General features: G+C 63.5%; 22 protein-coding genes. 11 read left to right on the forward strand and 11 right to left on the reverse strand.

Translation table 11 applies throughout. The annotated features are described in order from the left end of the window. The first annotated feature begins 10 nt into the window (after positions 1-10). Positions 11-364, forward strand: a complete 354-nt coding sequence (locus FFI89_RS21275) for a hypothetical protein (protein ID WP_138829598.1) — start codon at positions 11-13, stop codon at positions 362-364. A 42-nt stretch (positions 365-406) separates the two neighbouring features. Here the strand turns inward: FFI89_RS21275 and FFI89_RS21280 are convergent, their stop codons facing one another. Then, the gene (locus tag FFI89_RS21280) at positions 407-1,621 is read right to left on the reverse strand and encodes an ABC transporter substrate-binding protein (protein ID WP_138829599.1); all 1,215 of its coding nucleotides are present in this window, start codon (positions 1,619-1,621) and stop codon (positions 407-409) included. Between FFI89_RS21280 and FFI89_RS34505 the strand changes: the two genes are divergently transcribed. Both FFI89_RS34505 and FFI89_RS21290 read left to right on the forward strand, forming a co-directional pair. Further along, the gene (locus FFI89_RS34505; protein WP_168212982.1) at positions 1,610-1,972 is read left to right on the forward strand and encodes a hypothetical protein; all 363 of its coding nucleotides are present in this window, start codon (positions 1,610-1,612) and stop codon (positions 1,970-1,972) included. The two genes, FFI89_RS21280 and FFI89_RS34505, sit on opposite strands and share 12 nt — an antisense overlap. A gap of 95 nt (positions 1,973-2,067) precedes the next feature. After that, positions 2,068-2,682 (forward strand): PilZ domain-containing protein, encoded by a 615-nt coding sequence (locus FFI89_RS21290; RefSeq protein ID WP_138829601.1) that lies wholly within the window; start codon positions 2,068-2,070, stop codon positions 2,680-2,682. Positions 2,683-2,751: 69 nt separating this feature from the next. On the opposite strand, the gene FFI89_RS21295 is transcribed toward FFI89_RS21290, so the two are convergent. Beyond that, complete coding sequence (locus FFI89_RS21295; RefSeq protein WP_138829602.1) at positions 2,752-3,372, reverse strand: hypothetical protein; 621 nt, start codon at positions 3,370-3,372, stop codon at positions 2,752-2,754. Positions 3,373-3,597: 225 nt separating this feature from the next. On the opposite strand from FFI89_RS21295, the gene FFI89_RS21300 reads away from it, so the two are divergent. The 3 genes from FFI89_RS21300 to FFI89_RS21310 all read left to right on the forward strand — a co-directional run bounded on the left by FFI89_RS21300 (position 3,598) and on the right by FFI89_RS21310 (position 6,530). After that, positions 3,598-4,134, forward strand: a complete 537-nt coding sequence (locus FFI89_RS21300; RefSeq protein ID WP_210249017.1) for a heme-binding protein — start codon at positions 3,598-3,600, stop codon at positions 4,132-4,134. Positions 4,135-4,640: 506 nt separating this feature from the next. Then, positions 4,641-5,270, forward strand: coding sequence for a transglutaminase-like cysteine peptidase (locus FFI89_RS21305; protein WP_138829603.1), 630 nt, complete (start codon positions 4,641-4,643; stop codon positions 5,268-5,270). 747 nt (positions 5,271-6,017) lie between these two features. Next, positions 6,018-6,530: a hypothetical protein gene (locus FFI89_RS21310; RefSeq protein WP_138829604.1), complete on the forward strand. Its 513-nt coding sequence runs from the start codon at positions 6,018-6,020 to the stop codon at positions 6,528-6,530. Between the two features lie 59 nt (positions 6,531-6,589). Here the strand turns inward: FFI89_RS21310 and FFI89_RS21315 are convergent, their stop codons facing one another. The 3 genes from FFI89_RS21315 to FFI89_RS21330 all read right to left on the reverse strand — a co-directional run bounded on the left by FFI89_RS21315 (position 6,590) and on the right by FFI89_RS21330 (position 8,696). After that, positions 6,590-6,979 (reverse strand): DUF6156 family protein, encoded by a 390-nt coding sequence (locus tag FFI89_RS21315; protein WP_138829605.1) that lies wholly within the window; start codon positions 6,977-6,979, stop codon positions 6,590-6,592. A gap of 724 nt (positions 6,980-7,703) precedes the next feature. After that, the gene (locus tag FFI89_RS34960; protein WP_138829607.1) at positions 7,704-8,243 is read right to left on the reverse strand and encodes a hypothetical protein; all 540 of its coding nucleotides are present in this window, start codon (positions 8,241-8,243) and stop codon (positions 7,704-7,706) included. Positions 8,244-8,384: 141 nt separating this feature from the next. Further along, positions 8,385-8,696, reverse strand: coding sequence for a hypothetical protein (locus tag FFI89_RS21330; RefSeq protein ID WP_138829608.1), 312 nt, complete (start codon positions 8,694-8,696; stop codon positions 8,385-8,387). Positions 8,697-8,804: 108 nt separating this feature from the next. On the opposite strand from FFI89_RS21330, the gene FFI89_RS21335 reads away from it, so the two are divergent. Continuing rightward, positions 8,805-9,038, forward strand: a complete 234-nt coding sequence (locus FFI89_RS21335; RefSeq protein WP_138829609.1) for a hypothetical protein — start codon at positions 8,805-8,807, stop codon at positions 9,036-9,038. Here the strand turns inward: FFI89_RS21335 and FFI89_RS21340 are convergent. Together FFI89_RS21340 and FFI89_RS21345 are read right to left on the reverse strand one after the other, a co-directional pair. Then, positions 9,035-9,565 carry a gamma carbonic anhydrase family protein gene (locus FFI89_RS21340; protein ID WP_138829610.1) on the reverse strand — a complete coding sequence of 177 codons (531 nt, stop codon included), beginning with the start codon at positions 9,563-9,565 and terminating at the stop codon, positions 9,035-9,037. The two genes, FFI89_RS21335 and FFI89_RS21340, sit on opposite strands and share 4 nt — an antisense overlap. A 74-nt stretch (positions 9,566-9,639) precedes the next feature. After that, positions 9,640-9,969: a hypothetical protein gene (locus FFI89_RS21345; RefSeq protein WP_138829611.1), complete on the reverse strand. Its 330-nt coding sequence runs from the start codon at positions 9,967-9,969 to the stop codon at positions 9,640-9,642. A 231-nt stretch (positions 9,970-10,200) separates the two neighbouring features. On the opposite strand from FFI89_RS21345, the gene FFI89_RS21350 reads away from it, so the two are divergent. After that, on the forward strand, positions 10,201-10,917 hold the full coding sequence (locus FFI89_RS21350; RefSeq protein WP_138829612.1) for a hypothetical protein: 717 nt from the start codon (positions 10,201-10,203) through the stop codon (positions 10,915-10,917). 16 nt (positions 10,918-10,933) lie between these two features. Here FFI89_RS21350 and FFI89_RS21355 read toward each other — a convergent pair whose 3' ends face one another. Next, entirely contained in the window at positions 10,934-11,152 is a 219-nt protein-coding gene (locus FFI89_RS21355; protein ID WP_057843888.1) for a DUF3126 family protein, read from the reverse strand. 108 nt (positions 11,153-11,260) lie between these two features. After that, positions 11,261-12,088 (reverse strand): serine O-acetyltransferase, encoded by an 828-nt coding sequence (gene cysE, locus FFI89_RS21360; RefSeq protein ID WP_138829613.1) that lies wholly within the window; start codon positions 12,086-12,088, stop codon positions 11,261-11,263. 230 nt (positions 12,089-12,318) lie between these two features. On the opposite strand from cysE, the gene FFI89_RS21365 reads away from it, so the two are divergent. After that, positions 12,319-13,707 carry a hypothetical protein gene (locus FFI89_RS21365; RefSeq protein WP_246669520.1) on the forward strand — a complete coding sequence of 463 codons (1,389 nt, stop codon included), beginning with the start codon at positions 12,319-12,321 and terminating at the stop codon, positions 13,705-13,707. Here FFI89_RS21365 and FFI89_RS21370 read toward each other — a convergent pair. Together FFI89_RS21370 and FFI89_RS21375 are read right to left on the reverse strand one after the other, a co-directional pair. Continuing rightward, positions 13,693-14,448 (reverse strand): alpha/beta fold hydrolase, encoded by a 756-nt coding sequence (locus tag FFI89_RS21370; protein WP_138829614.1) that lies wholly within the window; start codon positions 14,446-14,448, stop codon positions 13,693-13,695. The genes FFI89_RS21365 and FFI89_RS21370 overlap by 15 nt on opposite strands. 53 nt (positions 14,449-14,501) lie before the next feature. Continuing rightward, positions 14,502-15,650, reverse strand: a complete 1,149-nt coding sequence (locus tag FFI89_RS21375) for a hypothetical protein (RefSeq protein WP_138829615.1) — start codon at positions 15,648-15,650, stop codon at positions 14,502-14,504. A gap of 281 nt (positions 15,651-15,931) precedes the next feature. Here FFI89_RS21375 and FFI89_RS21380 point away from each other — a divergent pair, with 281 nt between their 5' ends. Both FFI89_RS21380 and FFI89_RS21385 read left to right on the forward strand, forming a co-directional pair. Beyond that, complete coding sequence (locus FFI89_RS21380; protein WP_138829616.1) at positions 15,932-16,177, forward strand: zinc-finger domain-containing protein; 246 nt, start codon at positions 15,932-15,934, stop codon at positions 16,175-16,177. Positions 16,178-16,196: 19 nt separating this feature from the next. Continuing rightward, entirely contained in the window at positions 16,197-17,396 is a 1,200-nt protein-coding gene (locus tag FFI89_RS21385; RefSeq protein ID WP_138829617.1) for an FAD-dependent monooxygenase, read from the forward strand. The last annotated feature ends 295 nt before the right edge of the window (positions 17,397-17,691 follow it).

Genomic DNA, 17,691 nt, shown 5'->3' on the forward strand with positions numbered 1-17,691 from the left:
GAAGTGAGCGATGTTTGAGATCGGTATTTTCTGCGTCATTTTTCTGGCGATTTCCTATTGGGCGGTCCTCTGGCTAATGGGCCGTCGCGAGGACGTTTTGCACGGTGAATTCGTCGACGGCGAAGCCCAGTCCGGCGAGCCGGCCCAGGCGGTCATCCCCGAGCCGCCGGAACGACCTGCGTTCGCGGAGCGACCTGTATTTCCGGAACGCCCCTCGCTTCCCCAGCGACCGGTTTTGGCCGAGCGCGTTGCTTTGCCCGCGCGGCCCGTTCAAGCCGCCGCGCAACCGGCGTTTCGACCGGAGCGGCTGGAGCAACTGCTGGCCTCGATCAAGCAGGATCTGAACCAGCTGGTCCAGAAGTAGCGTCGCATCGGGAATCTCTCCTCCACATCACGAGACGACGTACTAATCCGCGCCGATCACGTCGCCGAACAACTCCCAGGCCTCGCCGTTGAAACGTTCCAGGCGCATCGCCTCGACCGGGAAATAATCGGTCGGTGACGTCTTCAACCTGATGCCCGGCAGCATCATCGGCAACGCGATGTCGAGACTGGCCGCCTGCTTCATGATGTTCTCGCCGGTCAGGGTGTCGCCGCACTGCCTGAGCACCTGCACGGTGGCTTCGGCCACGACGTAGCCATAGACGATGAGCTGGTCCTGGATATTGCCGTCTGGAAAATACTTCTTCATGAACTCGGCCCAGTCCTGCACGTCCTTGTCCTTCTGCCACTGCGGATCGTTCGGGTCCTTGAACGAATAGGACGAGATGATCCCCTTGGAATGGTCAAAGCCGGCCGGCTTCAGCACCGACGTGATCGATGTCGAGGTCGCCGCCAGGAAGAACATGTCCGGCTTCCATCCGATCTCGCCGATCTTGCGGATCGCCTGCGCCGCCTGTTTCGGGATCGCGTGCATGAACAGCACGTCGGCGCCGGATGCTTTCAGCTTGACGATCTGGCTGTCGATGGTCGGATCGGTCGACTCATAGGTCGCTTCCGCCACCACCATCTTCTTGACGTTGTCCGGCCCCAGCCCCTTCTTGAAGCCGTTGCCGTAGTCCTTGCCGGCATCGTCGTTCTGGTAGAACAGCGCGATCTTCGCGTCCGGCTTCTTGGTCAGAACATATTTCGCGTAGACCGCGGTCTCGGCCTGGTACGAAGCCTGGAAGCCGATCGAGTAAGGGAAATGCTCGTGGTCGCCCCACAGCGTGGCGCCGGCGCCGACGAACAGTTGCGGCACCTTCTTGTCGTTGAGATATTTCCGCACCGCGAGCCCGGTCGGCGTGCCCAGCGGATTGAGGATCGCCGCCACCTCTTCCTGCTCGACCAGCTTGCGCGTCTGCTCGACGGTCTTGGCCGGACTGTAGGCATCGTCGATGCTGATCAGGTTGATCTTGCGTCCGTTGATGCCGCCCTGATCGTTGATCATCTTGAAGTAGGCGAGCTGGGTCTTGGCGATGACGCTGTAGGCCGAGGCCGGTCCGCTATAGGGAGAGGTCTGCCCGAGCTTGATTTCTGACACGCCCGGACCATATTTCTTGTCCGCGGCAACTGCCGCCGATGTGACCGCGATGGAAGTTGCCGAGATGACTGCCGCAGCGATGACCGCTTGCCACTTCATGAGTTTGTCTCCCTGTTCTTATTGTTGGGCCGCTTCTTGTTGTTATGCCGCTTGTCGACGCCGCCTCATCTTCTCACCAGTTTCGACCGCGGCACAATGGCCGATCTCAATTTCAGCGCCTCAACGCAAGTTGCGCAGCGCGTTGCGCGACAAATGGCCCAGCCAGCGCCAATACGCCGCACTGGACGGCTTCGCGCGGTGCGCAGCGCAACCGCCAGTTCCGGCCACGGCACGATGGTCGACTTCACCATCTTCATCGCCATCGCGTCCGCAACCGCTCGCCGATGCACCGTCATTGCTGCTGGCTGCTGGTTCAACAGGATTGTGGCGCCGCGACCGCACCTCGCGTGAATGCCCACCCTTCATGCAACCGCTGATAACTTCTCGTTAACCCTGTCGGCCTTAGGGTCATTTGGACGCCGAAGGACCGGCTGTCGGGTGGCCAGATGTCGTTTGCGCAAAAGAAATCCACGGTACCGGCCGCCCAGGAGCGACGGCGCTTTCAGCGCGTCAAGGTCCACCTGCTCGGCCGCTACATGCTGCCCGATCGCCGCGAATTTCCCTGCCAGATCATCAATATGTCGCCGGGGGGCCTCGCTTTGCTGGCGCCCGGCATCGGCAATGTCGGCGATCGCGTGATCGCCTATCTCGACCATATCGGTCGGGTCGAGGGCCGCATCACCCGCATCATCGACAACGGTTTTGCGATGACGGTCGGCGCCACCGCCCGCAAGCGCGACAAGCTCGCCGCCCAGCTTACCTGGCTCGCCAACCGCGATATCCTCAACCTCCCGGAAGACCGCCGTCACGACCGTATCGTGCCGCGCAACCCGATCGCACTGCTCACCCTCGAGGACGGCAGCAAGATGACTTGCCGGATCATCGACCTGTCGCTGTCCGGTGCGGCGATCGCCGCCGAAAACCGCCCGCCGCTGAAATCGCTGGTCATGCTCGGCAGGGTTCAGTCGCGGGTGGTGCGAAACCTGGAAGAAGGTTTCGCGCTCGAGTTCGTCCACGAGCAGAACAGCGACACGCTCGAAGACGGGGTCACTGCAAGGTAAAGCCCGACCGGGTTTCCTTTTAGACGCGTTTTCTTCACGCGAACCGGTACCCGCTTCGCCTGAAAACGCTTATTCCCCCTTCCTGGCCGGCTTCGACAGATAATCCTTTGACTGCGCCTCGCTCTTCAGCGGCGTGACTTTGTCCGGGTCGATCCGCACCATCAGATAATCGATGTGGTCCTCGATCTTCGTGAACCAGTGTCCGGTGCCGGCCGGAATTACGACGACGTCGCCGGCCTTGATCTCGTAGGCGATGCCGCCACGAACTTCGGAGCCGTTGTTGCCGGGTCCGTTGAACTCGACGACGGTCCGCATGGTCGCCGGCCGCCGCTGCCGGTTGACGATATCAGGGCCCAGCACCAGCGTCGCCGACCCCGACAGCACATGATAGACTTCGCTGATCTGGTCATGTTCGGCGACCGAATCCGGATTGGGCTTGTCGAGCCTGCCGCGATGGACCATCCCGATGCCGATATTGGCTTTGCCGATATCGATATCCCGCACCTGCTGGTCGAGCAGCTTTTCGTCGAGCGCCTTTTTCGTATAGGCCTCGAGTTCGCTGACAGGGATGTAGGTGCCCGGGCACATCTGGCAGGTCGGTTGCGGATCGGTGGGATTGATCTTCCCTTGCGCCTGCGCCCCGACGGTCAGACACAGCCATGCCGGCAAAATCCAGACGGACCGTTTCATTTGCGCCTCCCTGTTTTTACGCATGGATGCACGGGCACCGCACTTTGCCAAGCACTGAATGGGCCGCCGGCCAGGGGGAGCTCGCACCGCAACGCGAGATATCCCGTCGGATACCGCGACCGTTCAATTCTTGCGTCGGAATGAACCGGAAAACGCGCTATCGTCACCGCGCCCCGGAACTGCTCAGGACCGGGGCGAAAAAAAACAAACCCATGGGAGGATTGAATGCGTCGTCTGATTACGCTGGCAAGCATCGTATGCGTTGCGCTCTTGATGGGCACGGGAGCCTTTGCCCAGGTGCCGCCCAACCCCGACAATCCCAATGATGCGGTCCCGGACGCGTTGACGCCGCCGCCCTATGGCGAGCCGATCAACCTCGCGACCGCCAAGATGGTGGCCGCCGCCGCCGTCGCGGAAGCGACCAAGCGAAACTGGAACGCGTTCTGCGTCGCGATCGTGAACCCGAGCGGCGATCTTGTTTACTTCGAAAAGCAGGACAACTGCCAATACGCGTCCATCGGGGTCTCGCAGCACAAGGCCCGCACGTCGACCCGCTATCGCCGTCCGACACTGGTGTTCGAAACGTTGATCGGCAAGGGACCCTACTTCGCCTATTTGACGACCCTCGATGACGTCATCGCGTCGCGCGGCGGAAATCCGCTGATGTCCGGCGGCAAGGTGGTCGGCGCCATCGGCGTCAGCGGCGGCTCCGGCTCGCAGGACAACGTGGTGTCGCTGGCCGGTCAGGCGGCTCTCAAATAGAGACGACGGTTCGAACGACGCACCGCCGGGGTTTCGGTCCCGGCGGCCCTATCCGCCGCCGGTCAGCCGCGACAAGGGCAAGACCGCACGCGCCGGAATCCCAAGCAAGGCCTGGGACAAGCGCGTCCGTGACCCATCCGGCACGATGCTCGTAGACGCGGTTACCACGCGGTAAAGCGCCAGACGCCCCAAATCCGCAGTTTTGCACCGTCCGAAGGCCCCCTCCGCCCGGATCGAGGCTGCTTTTGCGCGGTCCGGTGCCCACAAGACGCGGTTAATGCCGGCAGCTTTTCCGCCGCGATCCGTTACTGCCGCAGCGCCCGGCGCGTTAATGCATAAAATTTGAATCAATTGCAGTTGTTTAAAATTTTAATCTAATTCAATTCAAGTATAGATCGAATTTTCGGCGGCTTTTACTTGTATTCGCGTCAAATGTACTTGCCTGACTTAGGCGCGATGCAAAGCCTCTGTGCGAAACGTGGTCCCAACAAGAAACGGGGGCCACAATGTTGTTCAGGGGACAGGGGAAAGGACTGGCGGTCGTCGCCATCCTGTTGGGAATGAGCGCTTCAATGAGCGTCCCGGCGAAAGCCGCCGACGCACTCTATGCCAGCCTTGGCGACACCACGCGTTCGCCGATCGGCTGGGTCGAATTCTGCGCCGAGAATCCCGGCGAGTGCCGCGGCGGTGCATCTCAGCCGCGCGACATCGTGATGTCGCAGACGGCATGGCGGGATTTGCTGCGGGTCAACAAGTGGGTCAACGAAACCATCAAGCCGATCACCGATATGGATCATTGGGGTGTGATCGAAAAGTGGTCGTTGCCGACGGACGGTTACGGTGACTGCGAGGACTATGTGCTTCTGAAGCGCAAGATGCTGATCGATGCCGGATGGCCGCGCGAAGCGCTGCTGATCACGGTAGTGCGCGACAAGAAGGGTGAAGGCCACGCGGTGCTGACCGTGAAAACAGACAAGGGCGAGTTCGTTCTCGACAACCAGAACGAAAACGTCGTGGCGTGGACCGAGACCGGCTACCGCTTCGTCAAGCGTCAATCGCAGAGCGATCCCAATCTGTGGGTCTCGCTCGGTGACAACCGCCCGGCGCTCGCAACCGCCTCTTCGCGCGATCGCTAACAAACAAGGATTTACCAACCCGCGACCCGGTCACATCCCCACCCCTCCCCGTCCCAGACCGGTTCGCGCGCGGCCAGCTTTCCCCCAAAAGCTGGCCGCATCTTTTTGTGCCGCGGTCATCGCGGGTGTGGAACATCCGCAACGCGCGAGGGTTTTCTCGGCGAAATCCACAAGAGCGCGCCTATGAGCTGGAGACATTCACGTCACTCCGCGCCTATGCTGACGACTCTTCCCGGAGCGAAGCTCTGACGGACGGGGGTCCGCGATGCGGCATGCGCTACTTGTCAATCCGTTCAACCTGAACTCAGGTCCAAGACCCACTACCAGTCCCAATGCCAATCAGCGTGACACACGATTCACGCCGGTGTGTTCGCATTGTCAGTCGGACGATCTCGTCTGTCATGCCATCGCGCAGTGGAGCAACAGATCGCAGCAATGGGAACTGGCCAACACCTTCGACCAGCCGGTTCACTGCAATAGCTGTGACAGCGAATGCACCGTGGCATGGCAGCCGCTGAACTGGCGCTAGCGATCCGTCCCGCACCCTGATCTATCCCGCACCCTGATGTCGTTTGACGGCGGCGGTTACCGCCAGTTGGGTTGCGCGCGCCAGCCTGCCCCGGAAAAGCCTGATTCTACGGGGTTTTTACCCGGAATCCCGCACGAGACCGGCAAATCCCAGGTTTTAGCGCCCCCGTGCCTGTGGTAATTGAGGGCATTGCAAATCACGTCCGGCTTTGGAGTCTCATGCACGAACTCGCCTCCCGGAATGCCAGCCCCTTCACACGCATCGGCGGACAGCCGATCGCGATCGGCGCTGTGGCCCTCGCCATCGTCCTGTTGGGAATAGGCTCCATCACGCTCTGGCGCGCCTATAGCGGCACCGCGCCCGAAACCGATCGCGTTGTCGCGACCCGACAATTGCAGGCGCGCACCGCGCAGGTATCCGAGCAACTGGTCGAGAAGACCAAGGGCCTGGAAGCGACCCAGCAGGAATCGATCGACCAGCTCCAGGTGGTTCAGGACCAGTTGCTGACCGTGCGCCGGCTGCTTGCCGCACAGCAGGCCGACACGCGAAAACTCTCCGAACAGGTCGGAACGCTGACGGAAGCGATCGACGGGCTGCGACAGTCCTTTGCCAGCGCGCAGGCCAGCGAGCCGGCCACCGCGACCCGCAAGCGGTCGGCCGGCGGATCGGCCAAGGCCAGGCCTCACGCGACTAGGAGCGCGAACCGCAAGCGCGGCAAGACGCAAGGCTGACGGAGGGCATCAAGGCTGACGGCATAACGCCCCGGACGCGATCCGGGGCCCCCAGCGCGCTACCAGAAAAACCCCGCACGTTCGGATGGCCGATATTCCCGCACGGTCTCCACGCCCTTTGGGTTGATGGCCTTGACGCGCCTGAGCCGGCCGTTCGGACAGTAATCGTAGACGTGCTCGAAGAAGACCTCGCCCCGGAGCATCTTGACGTTGCGGACCAACCTGTTGTCGCCGTCGAAATAGCCGATCAGGTAGGCATTGCCCCGGGCGGCGATGGCATCCGCCTCGTCCTTCGAAATCCGGCCGGTCAGGCGGATCGGAAGTCCGTATCCATCCCACCCGCTGAAATACTCGACCGGATCGTGCTTGTGCTGCCGGCGGCGCCGCCAGATGACCCATCCGGCAAACCCGGCACCCAGCATGGCCACCAGCAAAATCAGCGTCTTCATGGCTGCGACGGCGGCTCCCGGGCGAGGATATCCATCAGTCGCCCGCCCAAAGCCGCACGTTCATGGCCCGGTCAACCCCGACGGTGGAATTTCCGGCCCATCCCGGGCAACGCGGGCTTTCGGAACTTTTCTATGCCGAGTGTGAACTGGTTCACATTCGGCCATAAGAATCCGAGTCATCCTGCAATTCACCGGATGGCGTGAGCCGATTTCAATGTCCGGGGCTGGCAAGGTCGTTGACGGTATACTGCGTCGACGGCCTTGTTTTTTGTGCCCTGCAATCGTCCTTTCCGGGCATGCCCTTCGCCTGCAGCCGGCCAAATCCTCGCAAGCGGACAGCCGAACGGGCGCACAGCCAAGGCTGCGCGCTGGCTGTTTGATACGGCCTATCTCACGCGATCGCGGGGACGATGCGCTTTCGACAGGCCATGCCTCGACGTTTGTTCGAACTCCCAGAGCACCCACACGAACGCAGTGCCCAAACCGACAACGATGCCCAGGAAGACAAACGTCAAAGCCGGGGTCGTGAGCATGTTCAACATCCCCTGATGCGATGCAAACGGCGTACCAGCTACGCAACAGACAACGGCCTCGGTGTTGAAAACACCGGGGCCGCAGATTTCATCCCGTTCGTCTCCAAGGCTTCCGCTGATCCAAGACTTCCGCTGACCCAAGGCTTCCGCCGAGAACTCAATTCGGCGAAACCCGTTGGAAAGCAGAGACTTCAATTACATACCTGCACCGGACGGATGCGCCAGCCATAGGGTGTCATCACGCGCTGCCGAACGACATAGCAGCCGCCATCGTCACCGTAATAATACGAGTCGTCGTAGGCGGCTGGGTAAGCGCCGTAGTAGCCGTAATCATAGTCGTTGTAACCGTAGCCGTAATCGTAGAGGCCGTAGCCGAGACCGGCCCCAACCGCGGCGGCGACGAACGGAAATCCGCGATGCCGAAATCCACCGTGCCAACCGCCGCCGTTCCAACCGCCACCGCGCCATCCGCCACCACCAATCGCGGCTGAACGGAATCCGCCACCGCCAATGGCCGCGGCGCGGAAGCCGCCACCACCCATTGGGACGCCCGCGGCTCGGAAGCCGCCGCCGCCAAAGCCACCGCCATGGAAGCCACCACCGCCATGGAAGCCACCGCCGCCGCCGTGGAACCCTCCGCCGCCAAATCCGCCGCGAGCTGACGCCGTTCCTGGCACAAGCACCGCAATTGACGCCATCGCAAATAACGCGATCATCGCTTTACGTAACATGTCCCATCCTCCGTGCTCATTCGCGTTCAACCAATCGACGCTTTCGGCGTCAGACCCGTACGGATCACGCTATCAATCTATGGCGACTTGCCGCCGATCGCCTGAACAATCTGCTCACTTCTGCGCGACCGCCCTACGCCGCTAGCAGCCGCGGCAGATGCTGTTCAGCTTGCGATCGATCGTCTTGTTTTCCGCGTCGATGGCAGCGTCGGTGCTCGTCTGCGGCGTTGCCGCCGTCCCCGTTCCGAGCGGTCCTGACGACCCCGTCGTTACCCCCGGCGCCGTGTTCGCTCCGGACGATTGCGCGGTGCCGGCGCCGTTGGTGCCGGGCGCGGTCGCCACGCCCGACGGGCTTGCAGCGCCACCGCTGCCGGCGCTCTGGGCCAGGGATATGGCAGGGAAAATCAGAATCGCGCTGACCGCCATCGCGACAATTGCGGATGTCCGTATCATCGGAAATCTCCCTTTTACGGCTTAACGGCAGCGCGCCCGGCTTGTTCCTGGAACGATCGGCTGCGCCGCGCATAGGTGGTTCGGCCGGCCCCGCCCCGGAGAGCATAGATGCGGAAACAGATCGCCTTTGACGAAAACACCTTCGCCCGGCTTTCTCGGCCGGGACGCGACCGGATCGCGACGATTCAGGAATTGGCCAATGAAGCGTTCGCGGGCGTGCTCAGGAAGCACGGGATCCGATCGATCTCGGGGCCTGCGGTTGGGAGCAGCCCAAGCCCGACCACCGCAGCGGCGGTGAAGGGCACATCGAACAGGTCAGGGAAAGCCGCGGGCGCGACCTAGCCGACCTTCTTCAGGCCTTTTTTGAACCGCGGGCCATTGAGGGCGTAGAATTTCGCTGCACTTCCCATCGCGGTTACCTGCTCGGGCGTCAGCGTGCGAATGACGCGCGCGGGCGAACCGATGATCAGCGAATGTTCGGGAAATTCCTTGCCCTCGGTGATGACCGATCCTGCACCGACGATGCTGCCGCGGCCGATCCTGGCGCCGTTCATCACGATCGAGCCCATCCCGACCAGCGCGCCGTCTTCCAGAGTACAGCCGTGCAGGATGACGTTGTGGCCGACGGTGCAGTTCTTGCCGATCGTGAGCGGAAAGCCGCGGTCGGTATGGCAGGTCGAATTGTCCTGCACATTGGAGCCTTCGCCGATCTCGATCCACTCATTGTCGCCGCGCAACACTGCGCCGAACCAGACGCTGGCCTGCTCGAGAAGCCGCACCTTGCCGATGACGTCGGCGGTGTCCGCGATGAAATAGTTGCCGCTTGCCGGAAGGTCCGGGCCCTGGCCGTCGAGTTCGTAGATCGCCATAACAAAAAGGTCTCCGTTCACGGAGACCTTGGCATAGCCGCTGTCGCGGGATCAAGCGAGCCAGATCCCTGGCCTCAGACGAGCAGCCCTGCGACGCGCAGCGTCATCAGGAAGAACGTGCCGGACATCAGGCTCCAGAAGCCCGCGAGCACGGTGGCCATCATCACGAACTCGAAGCGCCGGCGCTCGATCTTGGCGCCGCGCAGCGTGTTGCGCATGATGATGAAGGGTGCGGCAAACACCAGGAACGGAACCGCGGCGAAGGTCTTCGGCGCCACGCCCTCGCCGAGCAATGCGAAACCCGCCGGCCGCTCCGCCATCGCCTGATAGCCGCTGGCCAATGCGCCTGCGAGCGCAAAGCCGATGCAGAGAGAGAACAGGGAATTCAACGCATCGGGCGACATGGACACTTCCGCTACTCGACAGGACCGCGCTTGCTTTCGCAAAATCGGCGGGCCGCCGCCACCTCATCCTTAAGGAAGGGTTAACAGCCGCCGGTGCAACATCGATGGCGCATGGCTCGGGTCGCCACGACTCCGGCGAAATCATGCGGAAATGTCCGGACGCATGGCATATTCGCCAGGTGATTCGAACCCAACCCTTGCCCAACCCCTGCCCCATTCATTGCCCCGTTCATGACCCTGCTTTCGACCGCCCAGCACATTGCCCGCGACACGCGCAAGGACCCGCGCGGCCACATGGTCCTGATCGTGATTGCGGCAACGCTCAGCGTGGGCGCCATCGCACTGGTCGCTTATTTGCTATGGCCGACCTGGGGCGCCGGTCCCGCGACCGGTCCGGAGCGATTGCCGGTCAGCGTCGGCACCACCCTGTTCAACGTGCCGACGTCGGCGGTCCGCCGGAAAATCCAGCGCCACTCCGGTCCGCAGGAGCGCGTCGATCTCAGCTTCGTGTTCCCGTCGCTCGAGGCCCCCGAGGCGCCCAGGCACGTCAGCGCCGATATGATCGAGGAAGGCACGCCGCAGCCGATCGACCGGATCTTCGTGTCGATCGCCGCCCACCACGACACGCTGGCCCCCGATACCCGCGTCCGCACCATCTATCCGCGCTACCTCGACCAGGTCTCAACGCCGATCGACGACGGGTTGACGATGCGCGCGTTCCGCGACGGCTCGCCCTACGCCAATGAGGATCTGTTCTCGTCCGGTGCGCCTGCCCTCAATGCCCGCTGCACGCGCGATGGCATGACGCCTGGCATGTGCCTGAGCGAGCGCCGCGTCGACGGCGCCGACCTGACGTTCCGCTTTCCGAGAAGCTGGCTTGCGCGATGGCGCGACGTGGCGAACGCGATGGAGCGTTTGACCGTGCAGATGCACGGTCAGAAGGGGTAGCGGCGCACCCCGCGCCTCAGCCGAGATCGGCCAGGTCTTCCTCGAGAATCGCCATCTGGAACTGGAACGAGCGATCGTCGTCCTCGTCATCGACGAACAGCACGCCGATGAACTCCTCACCGATATAGACCTCGGCGGAATCGTCCTTTTTCGGCCGCGGCACGACGCGGATCTTCGGATTGCCGAACACACGCTTGAGATAGGCGTCGAGCTTCCTGACTTCCTGAACGTCCACGGGTCGTCTCCAATCGGATTCTGAGGTTTTCCGGGAGGTTTTTAGGACGAGACGACGCAGACCGCTAGCCGTATCTTCACAAAGATCGCGGCCAGAAAGCCTTATGAATCAAAGCCCGGTGGCGTTGATCATCTGATCCATCGTGCGTGACGGCTCGGCGCAGCCGGCCTCGCCCACGATCTTGGCGGGAACGCCGGCCACCGTGACGTTGTGCGGCACGGGCTTGACCACCACCGAACCGGCGGCGATGCGCGCGCAATGGCCGATCTCGATATTGCCGAGAATCTTCGCGCCCGCCCCGATCATCACGCCATGGCGAATCTTGGGGTGACGATCCTCGTTCTCCTTGCCGGTGCCGCCGAGCGTGACGCCGTGCAGGATCGAAACGTCGTCTTCGATCACGGCGGTCTCGCCGCAGACGAAGCCGGTGGCGTGATCGAGGAAAATGCCGCGGCCGATTCTGGCGGCCGGATTGATGTCGGTCTGGAACACCGCCGACGAGCGGCTCTGCAGATAATAGGCGAAATCCTTGCGGCCCTTTTGATAGAGCCAGTGCGCCAGACGATGGGTCTGCAGGGCGTGGAAACCCTTGAAGTAGAGCAACGGATCGATGAAGCGCGATGTCGCCGGATCGCGGTCAAACACCGCGACCAGATCCGCGCGGAAGGCGTTGCCGAGATCGGGCTCGTCACGCAGCGCCTCGTCATAGGTCCCGCGGATCAGGTCACCCGACAGCGACGAATGATCGAGCCGCTCGGCCAGGCGATGGATCACCGCGTCTTCCAGACGCTCGTGATGCAGCACGGTCGAATAAATAAACGAAGCAAGCTCCGGCTCGCGGCGAACGATATCTTCCGCCTCGCCCCGTACCCGATCCCAGATCGGATCTAGCGCGGCCAGCTTCGAACCCTGCGGATTGACCTGATGCATTGCCATTTGGGTTTCTCTCGGCGTCTCTCGCGGGCTTATCGCGCAAATTCGCTTGTTGATCGGAATATTATAGCACGGCTGGCGGACTTCTGTCCCGGGGAGGCTTCGACAGAGTGAACCCCGCCGAACGCCCGGAATCGGTCCCGGGGTTAGTTCAAGGTGGTTGGCAATTTCCGGAAATCAAGCCGGGCAGCGTCCGACTATTGGTGAATTTCGAGCTCTCCGGTATTCCCGGCATGCTGACCGAAACTGGGGGACGTGACATCAACACGCAGATTTTACGCGCGCGGATCGCCTATTCGCCGGCGGTCTGGATTGCGGCCGCCGCCATCCCCCTGATGTTGCTCGCCCCCGCCCTGTGGAACGGTTATCCGTTGCTGCAGTGGGACACCGGTGGCTACCTGGCACGGTGGTACGAAGGCTACCTGGTGCCCAGCCGTTCGACAGCGTTCGGCCTCTATCTGCATTTCGGCGAGGATTCCGGCTTCTGGATCAACATCGCGATCCAGGCGCTGGCCACGCTGTGGATCCTGCAACTGACGCTGCGCGTGCTCGGCATGGCCCAGCCATTGCGGCTTCTGGCGATAAGCCTGGCGCTGGTCCTGACCACCGCATTGCCCTGGCTTGCCAGCATGCTCTTGACCGATATTTTCGCAGGGCTGTCGGTGCTGTCGCTCTTCATCCTGACCGTGCATGGCGAGCGGACCTCGACGCCGGAGAAATGCCTGTTGTTCGGCCTGACGGCTTTTGCCGCCGCGACCCACAGCGCCACGCTCGCGGTGCTGCTTGGATTATGCGCCGTGGGGTGGATCGCGCGGCCATTCTTGCGCGGGCGGATTTCCGTTGCCGGACTGACGCAGGGCAGCTTCACCGTCGTCGCAGGTGCTGCGTTGTTGCTGTCGACGAATTTCGCGTTGTCGGGACAGTTGGCCTGGACGCCCGGCGGCTATGGCGTGGCGTTCGGACGGATGATGCAGGACGGCATCGTCGCGCGCTACCTCGACGACCATTGCCCGCAGCAGAAACTGAAGCTCTGCCCCTATCGCGACCGGTTGCCGGCCACCGCCGACCAGTTCCTGTGGGGCAACAGCATGTTCAACACGCTCGGCCGCTTTCAGGGACTGAACGACGAGATGGGCTTCATCGTGCTGCATTCGCTCGCCGAATACCCGGTCTGGCAGGCCGGGGCCGCGCTTGCCGGCACCGCACAGCAACTGGGCTATGTCGCCACCGGTGAAGGCAACAATGTCTGGCTCGGCCACACCTACGGCATTTTCGCGCACTTTCTTCCAGGTCAACTGGAGGCAATGCGCGCGGCGCGCCAGCAGCGCGGGCATCTCGACTTCACCGCGATCAACTATATCCACGTGCCCACCGCACTGGCTTCGATGCTGCTTGCGGCGATCCTGTTCGGCCACGGGCTGCGGCGGCGGCCGTTCGACGATCTCACGCTGCTCGCCGGCACGGTCTCGCTCGCGCTGCTCGGCAACGCCGTCATTTGCGCCGTGATCTCCGGCCCGCACGACCGCTATGGCGCGCGGATGGCGTGGCTCGCGACACTGGTGGTGCTGGTCGCCGCGTTCCGGCAGTTCGCCGGCAGGGACGAACCGTCATTGCCGGCGTGACAGGAAGTCCGTGACGCCCGATTTGTAGACCTTGTCGCCGACCGCGCGCATATGATCGCGCTGGGGAATGTCGAGCACTTGCGAGCCCGGGATGATGTCGCCGAGCGCGTGCGCCGAGCCCGCGATCTCGTCCGCCGTGCCGACCGCGATCAACACCGGCACGCCGGTGATCCCGGCGGCTTCCTCGCGCGTCATCAATCGCCGCGAGCCGCGCAGGCAGGCGGCGAGCGCGCGGCGGTCGGAACGGGTCTGGTCGGCGAAGGCGCGGAATGTGCGCCCGACCGGATCGGTGACGTCCTCCAGCGACGGCGCTTCCAGTGCTGCCGCCACGTTCTCGCCGGGGCCACCGCCCTCGATCAGCCCGATGCCGATGCCGCCGAGGATCGCCGAGCGCAGCCGCTGCGGCGTCTTCCGCGCCAGCACCGCCGTCATCCGCGAGCCCAGCGAATAGCCCATGATATCGGCGCGCGCGATGGCAAGATGATCCATCAGCGCGATGACGTCATCCGCCATGACTGATATCTCGTACTGCGCAGCGTCGTAGAGTTTTGTCGAATCGCCATGGCCGCGATTATCGAGCGCGATGACGCGGCGGCCGTCCTTCTTCAGGTCGGAGACCCAGGTCGGATAGACCCAGTTCACGTTCTTGCTCGAGGCAAAGCCGTGCACGAGGATAATCGGATCGCCCTCGCCTTCGTCGAGATAGGCAATTTCAACAGCGCCGTTGTGAAAGCTCGGCATCATTCATTCCGTTTTTGGGGATCAGAATTGGCGATTTCTGGATAACCACAAGTCTAGCCGTGCGCCGGCGCACCCGCCAGAGCCGGGCCTTGCGGCAAGCGCGCGGCCGCGCGTTGCTTGCTGAGGCGGCGCGCTTTTTTTCGTCGCAACCACGACTCGGTCGCGCGCTCGGTGGTCGCCTTGATCGACGACAGGAAGCCGAACAGCGCCAGCAGCGCGCCGAATACCCACGTCGACAGATCGAACGCGCCGGCGGCCAGCAGCAGCGCACCGCGGCCGAGAATTTTCAGGAGCGCGCGAGTTTGCCCGCCCTTGGATTCCGCCAGCCGCGCGGCGCGGGCGACATCCTTCGGGCCTTCGGCGATGCGCAGCGTATCGAGCGCGCCGCGGCTGCCGGCCTTTTCGCCGACGCGGCCGACGTCTTTGGCGAGCCGCACCAGCGCGCCGGCCTTCTCGGCGCGGAACGCTGCTCTTATCGCGCTGACGGTCTCGCCTGGCCGCAGCACGGAACCCGTGGCCACCGCCTGCTGCAGGACAGGCGTATCGACGACTTCGCGCGCCGAGCGGCCGGCCCATTCCGTCAGCCCCTCGCCGAGCCGCCCGACCTTGCGGGCGTCCTTGACCATGGTGAGCCCGGCGCGTACCGGCGCGGCACCTCCGACCGAGACATAGGTTGCGGCGGTCACCGCGAGGCCCGCGGCTGCAAGGCCGAGCACCAGCCGGTCGGTCTCCTCGCCCATCGCCAGATGCTTGCCTTCGCGGACGATGTCCCTGATATCGCCGAACACGAAGAGATCGCCGGCCACTGTGCCCGACAGGCTGGCGATATCGTCGGCATTTCCGGTTACCAGCCCGGTGGCGAAGCGTTTGGCGAAATGCGATCCGGAATTGGTTTCCGTGACGGCATCGCTGACGCGCTTCGACAGCTCGTCGCTGACGGCGATGTTCCGCGCGCCCGCCAGTTCGACGAAGCTTGCCGCCAGATCGGCGTCGCCTTGCGTCAGCGCCGCCTCGATGTTGTCGGCGACCAGCACGGGGTTATTCCGCATAGCAGAATTGACCTGGAGATCGGCCAGCGCAGCCGGGTCGTCCTGCGCGGCGAGAATCGCAAAGGCGTCGCGGGCATGCGGCATTAGCTGTGCAAGCGCCGCCATGCACACCGCCATACCTGCCAGAGCCAGACCGATCCGCGACCGTCTCATCCCGAAAAGCCCAATGTTTTCGCTTCCCTCAAAATGGTATGCCGCTTTTACGACACAACGGCCCCGACGAAAGAAGGGCTTCTCTGGGACGACAAGATTGTGTCGAATTTGCATGAGAAAATGAGCCGTCGAGACCTTCTGGAATCGGGGCTCCAAGAAATCCGTCTTCAAGAACTCTGGCTCTAGGAATCATCTGCACCCGCCATTATGGTGCGCGGCGTTTCGTGCCGCCGCGTCGTGTCGATTGTGTCCGTCCGTGGTTGCTATTCAAGGTGAAGCTGATGTCCGATCATGTCGTCCCGCACTTTCACAACGACGCCGGCGTCTCGGTGATCGAGATCGGCTCGCAGGAATTCATGTGCGTCGGCGCCAACCCGCCGTTCGACCATCCGCATGTGTTTCTCGATCTCGGCAACGACAATGAGATCATCTGCCCGTATTGCTCGACGCTGTACCGCTTTGCCACCGACCTCGGCGCGGGCGAGGCGCGTCCTCCCGAGTGCGTCCTGAAGGACAAGGTCGCCTGATTTCCAAGGGGCTTTGCGAGTGGCAGCGACCCGCACCATCGTCGTCGCGGGTGCCGGGATCGGGGGACTGACCGCGGCGCTGGCGCTCGCCGCCAAGGGCTTTCGCGTTGTCGTGATGGAGAAGGCCGAGCGGCTGGAAGAAGCCGGCGCCGGCCTGCAGGTTTCGCCCAACGCCAGCCGCATCCTGGTCGACCTCGGCCTGCAGCCGCGGCTCGCAGGCCGCGCCGTGATCCCAGGTTCCATCAACGTCATGAGCGCGCGGGCCGGCGGCGAAATCGCCCGCCTGCCGCTCGGCGAAGCCGCCTCGTTTCGCGCCGGCGCGCCTTATTGGGTGATCCACCGCGCCGATTTGCAGGCCGCACTCCAGGCCGCGGTCAACGACCACCCCGACATCGATTTGCGGCTCGGCTGCCAGTTCGACGACGTGACCTCGCATGCCAAGGGGCTGACGGTGGTGCAGCGCCGCGGCAATGCCCGGCAGCAGGAACTGGCGGTGGCGCTGATCGGGGCCGACGGCATCTGGTCGGCGGTGCGGCACCATCTGTTCCCGGACGTGCAGCCGCAATTCGCCGGGCTGATCGCCTGGCGCGGCACGCTCGATGCGACGGCGCTGCCGCGCGAATATACCTCGGCGCGGGTGCAGCTCTGGATGGGATCGAATGCGCATCTCGTCGCCTACCCGATCTCCGGCGGGCGTCAGATCAATGTCGTCGCGGTGGTGCCGGGCACCTGGAACCGGCCGGGCTGGAGCGCACCCGGCGAGGTCAACGAAATCAAGTCGGCGTTCGCGTCGCGCTGGCCTCCGACCGCGCGGATGCTGGTCAATGCGGTCGACGAATGGCGGCGATGGGCGCTGTTCACGGTGCCGGATTTCGGCGAATGGAGCGCGGGCGCGATCGCGCTGCTCGGCGACGCCGCGCACGCGATGCTGCCGTTTGCCGCCCAAGGCGCCGGCATGGCGATCGAGGATGCCGCGGTGCTGGCCAAGGTTCTCGGCGACAGCACCGGCGACAACATCGCCGGCATCCCCGCTGCCCTGAAGCGCTACGGCAAGTCGCGGCGCGCCCGCGTGCTGCGGGTCGCTCGCGCCGCGCGGCAACAGGGGCGCATCTATCATCTCGCCGGACCGCTGGCGCTGGCCCGCGACATCGCCATCAAGACCATGGGCCCGCAACGCATGCTGGCGCGCCAGGACTGGATCTACGACTGGCGGGTGTGAGAGGCGCATATTGTCCATGTAGCCCGGATGAGCCAACGGGTCGCGCGAATGCGCGCCCGATGACAGGCTCCGCGAATTCCGGGGCGGTGTAAGAGTGGTCCCGGATGCGCTGCGCTCATCCGGGCTACGAAGCTGAACATGACTTCACGTTCTCGCGGCATGATCTGCCCGGAGTTTTGCAAGAAAACCTTGCTCCTCTGAAATCAGAGGGCGCAGGGAAGACCGGATGCGCGCTGCACCCGCGGTCTCATGTGCGATGCGTAGTAAAAATGCTGCACACGAGCATACAGGTTCA

It is taken from the genome of Bradyrhizobium sp. KBS0727, from assembly GCF_005937885.2.
In the GTDB taxonomy this organism is placed as follows: Bacteria; Pseudomonadota; Alphaproteobacteria; order Rhizobiales; family Xanthobacteraceae; genus Bradyrhizobium.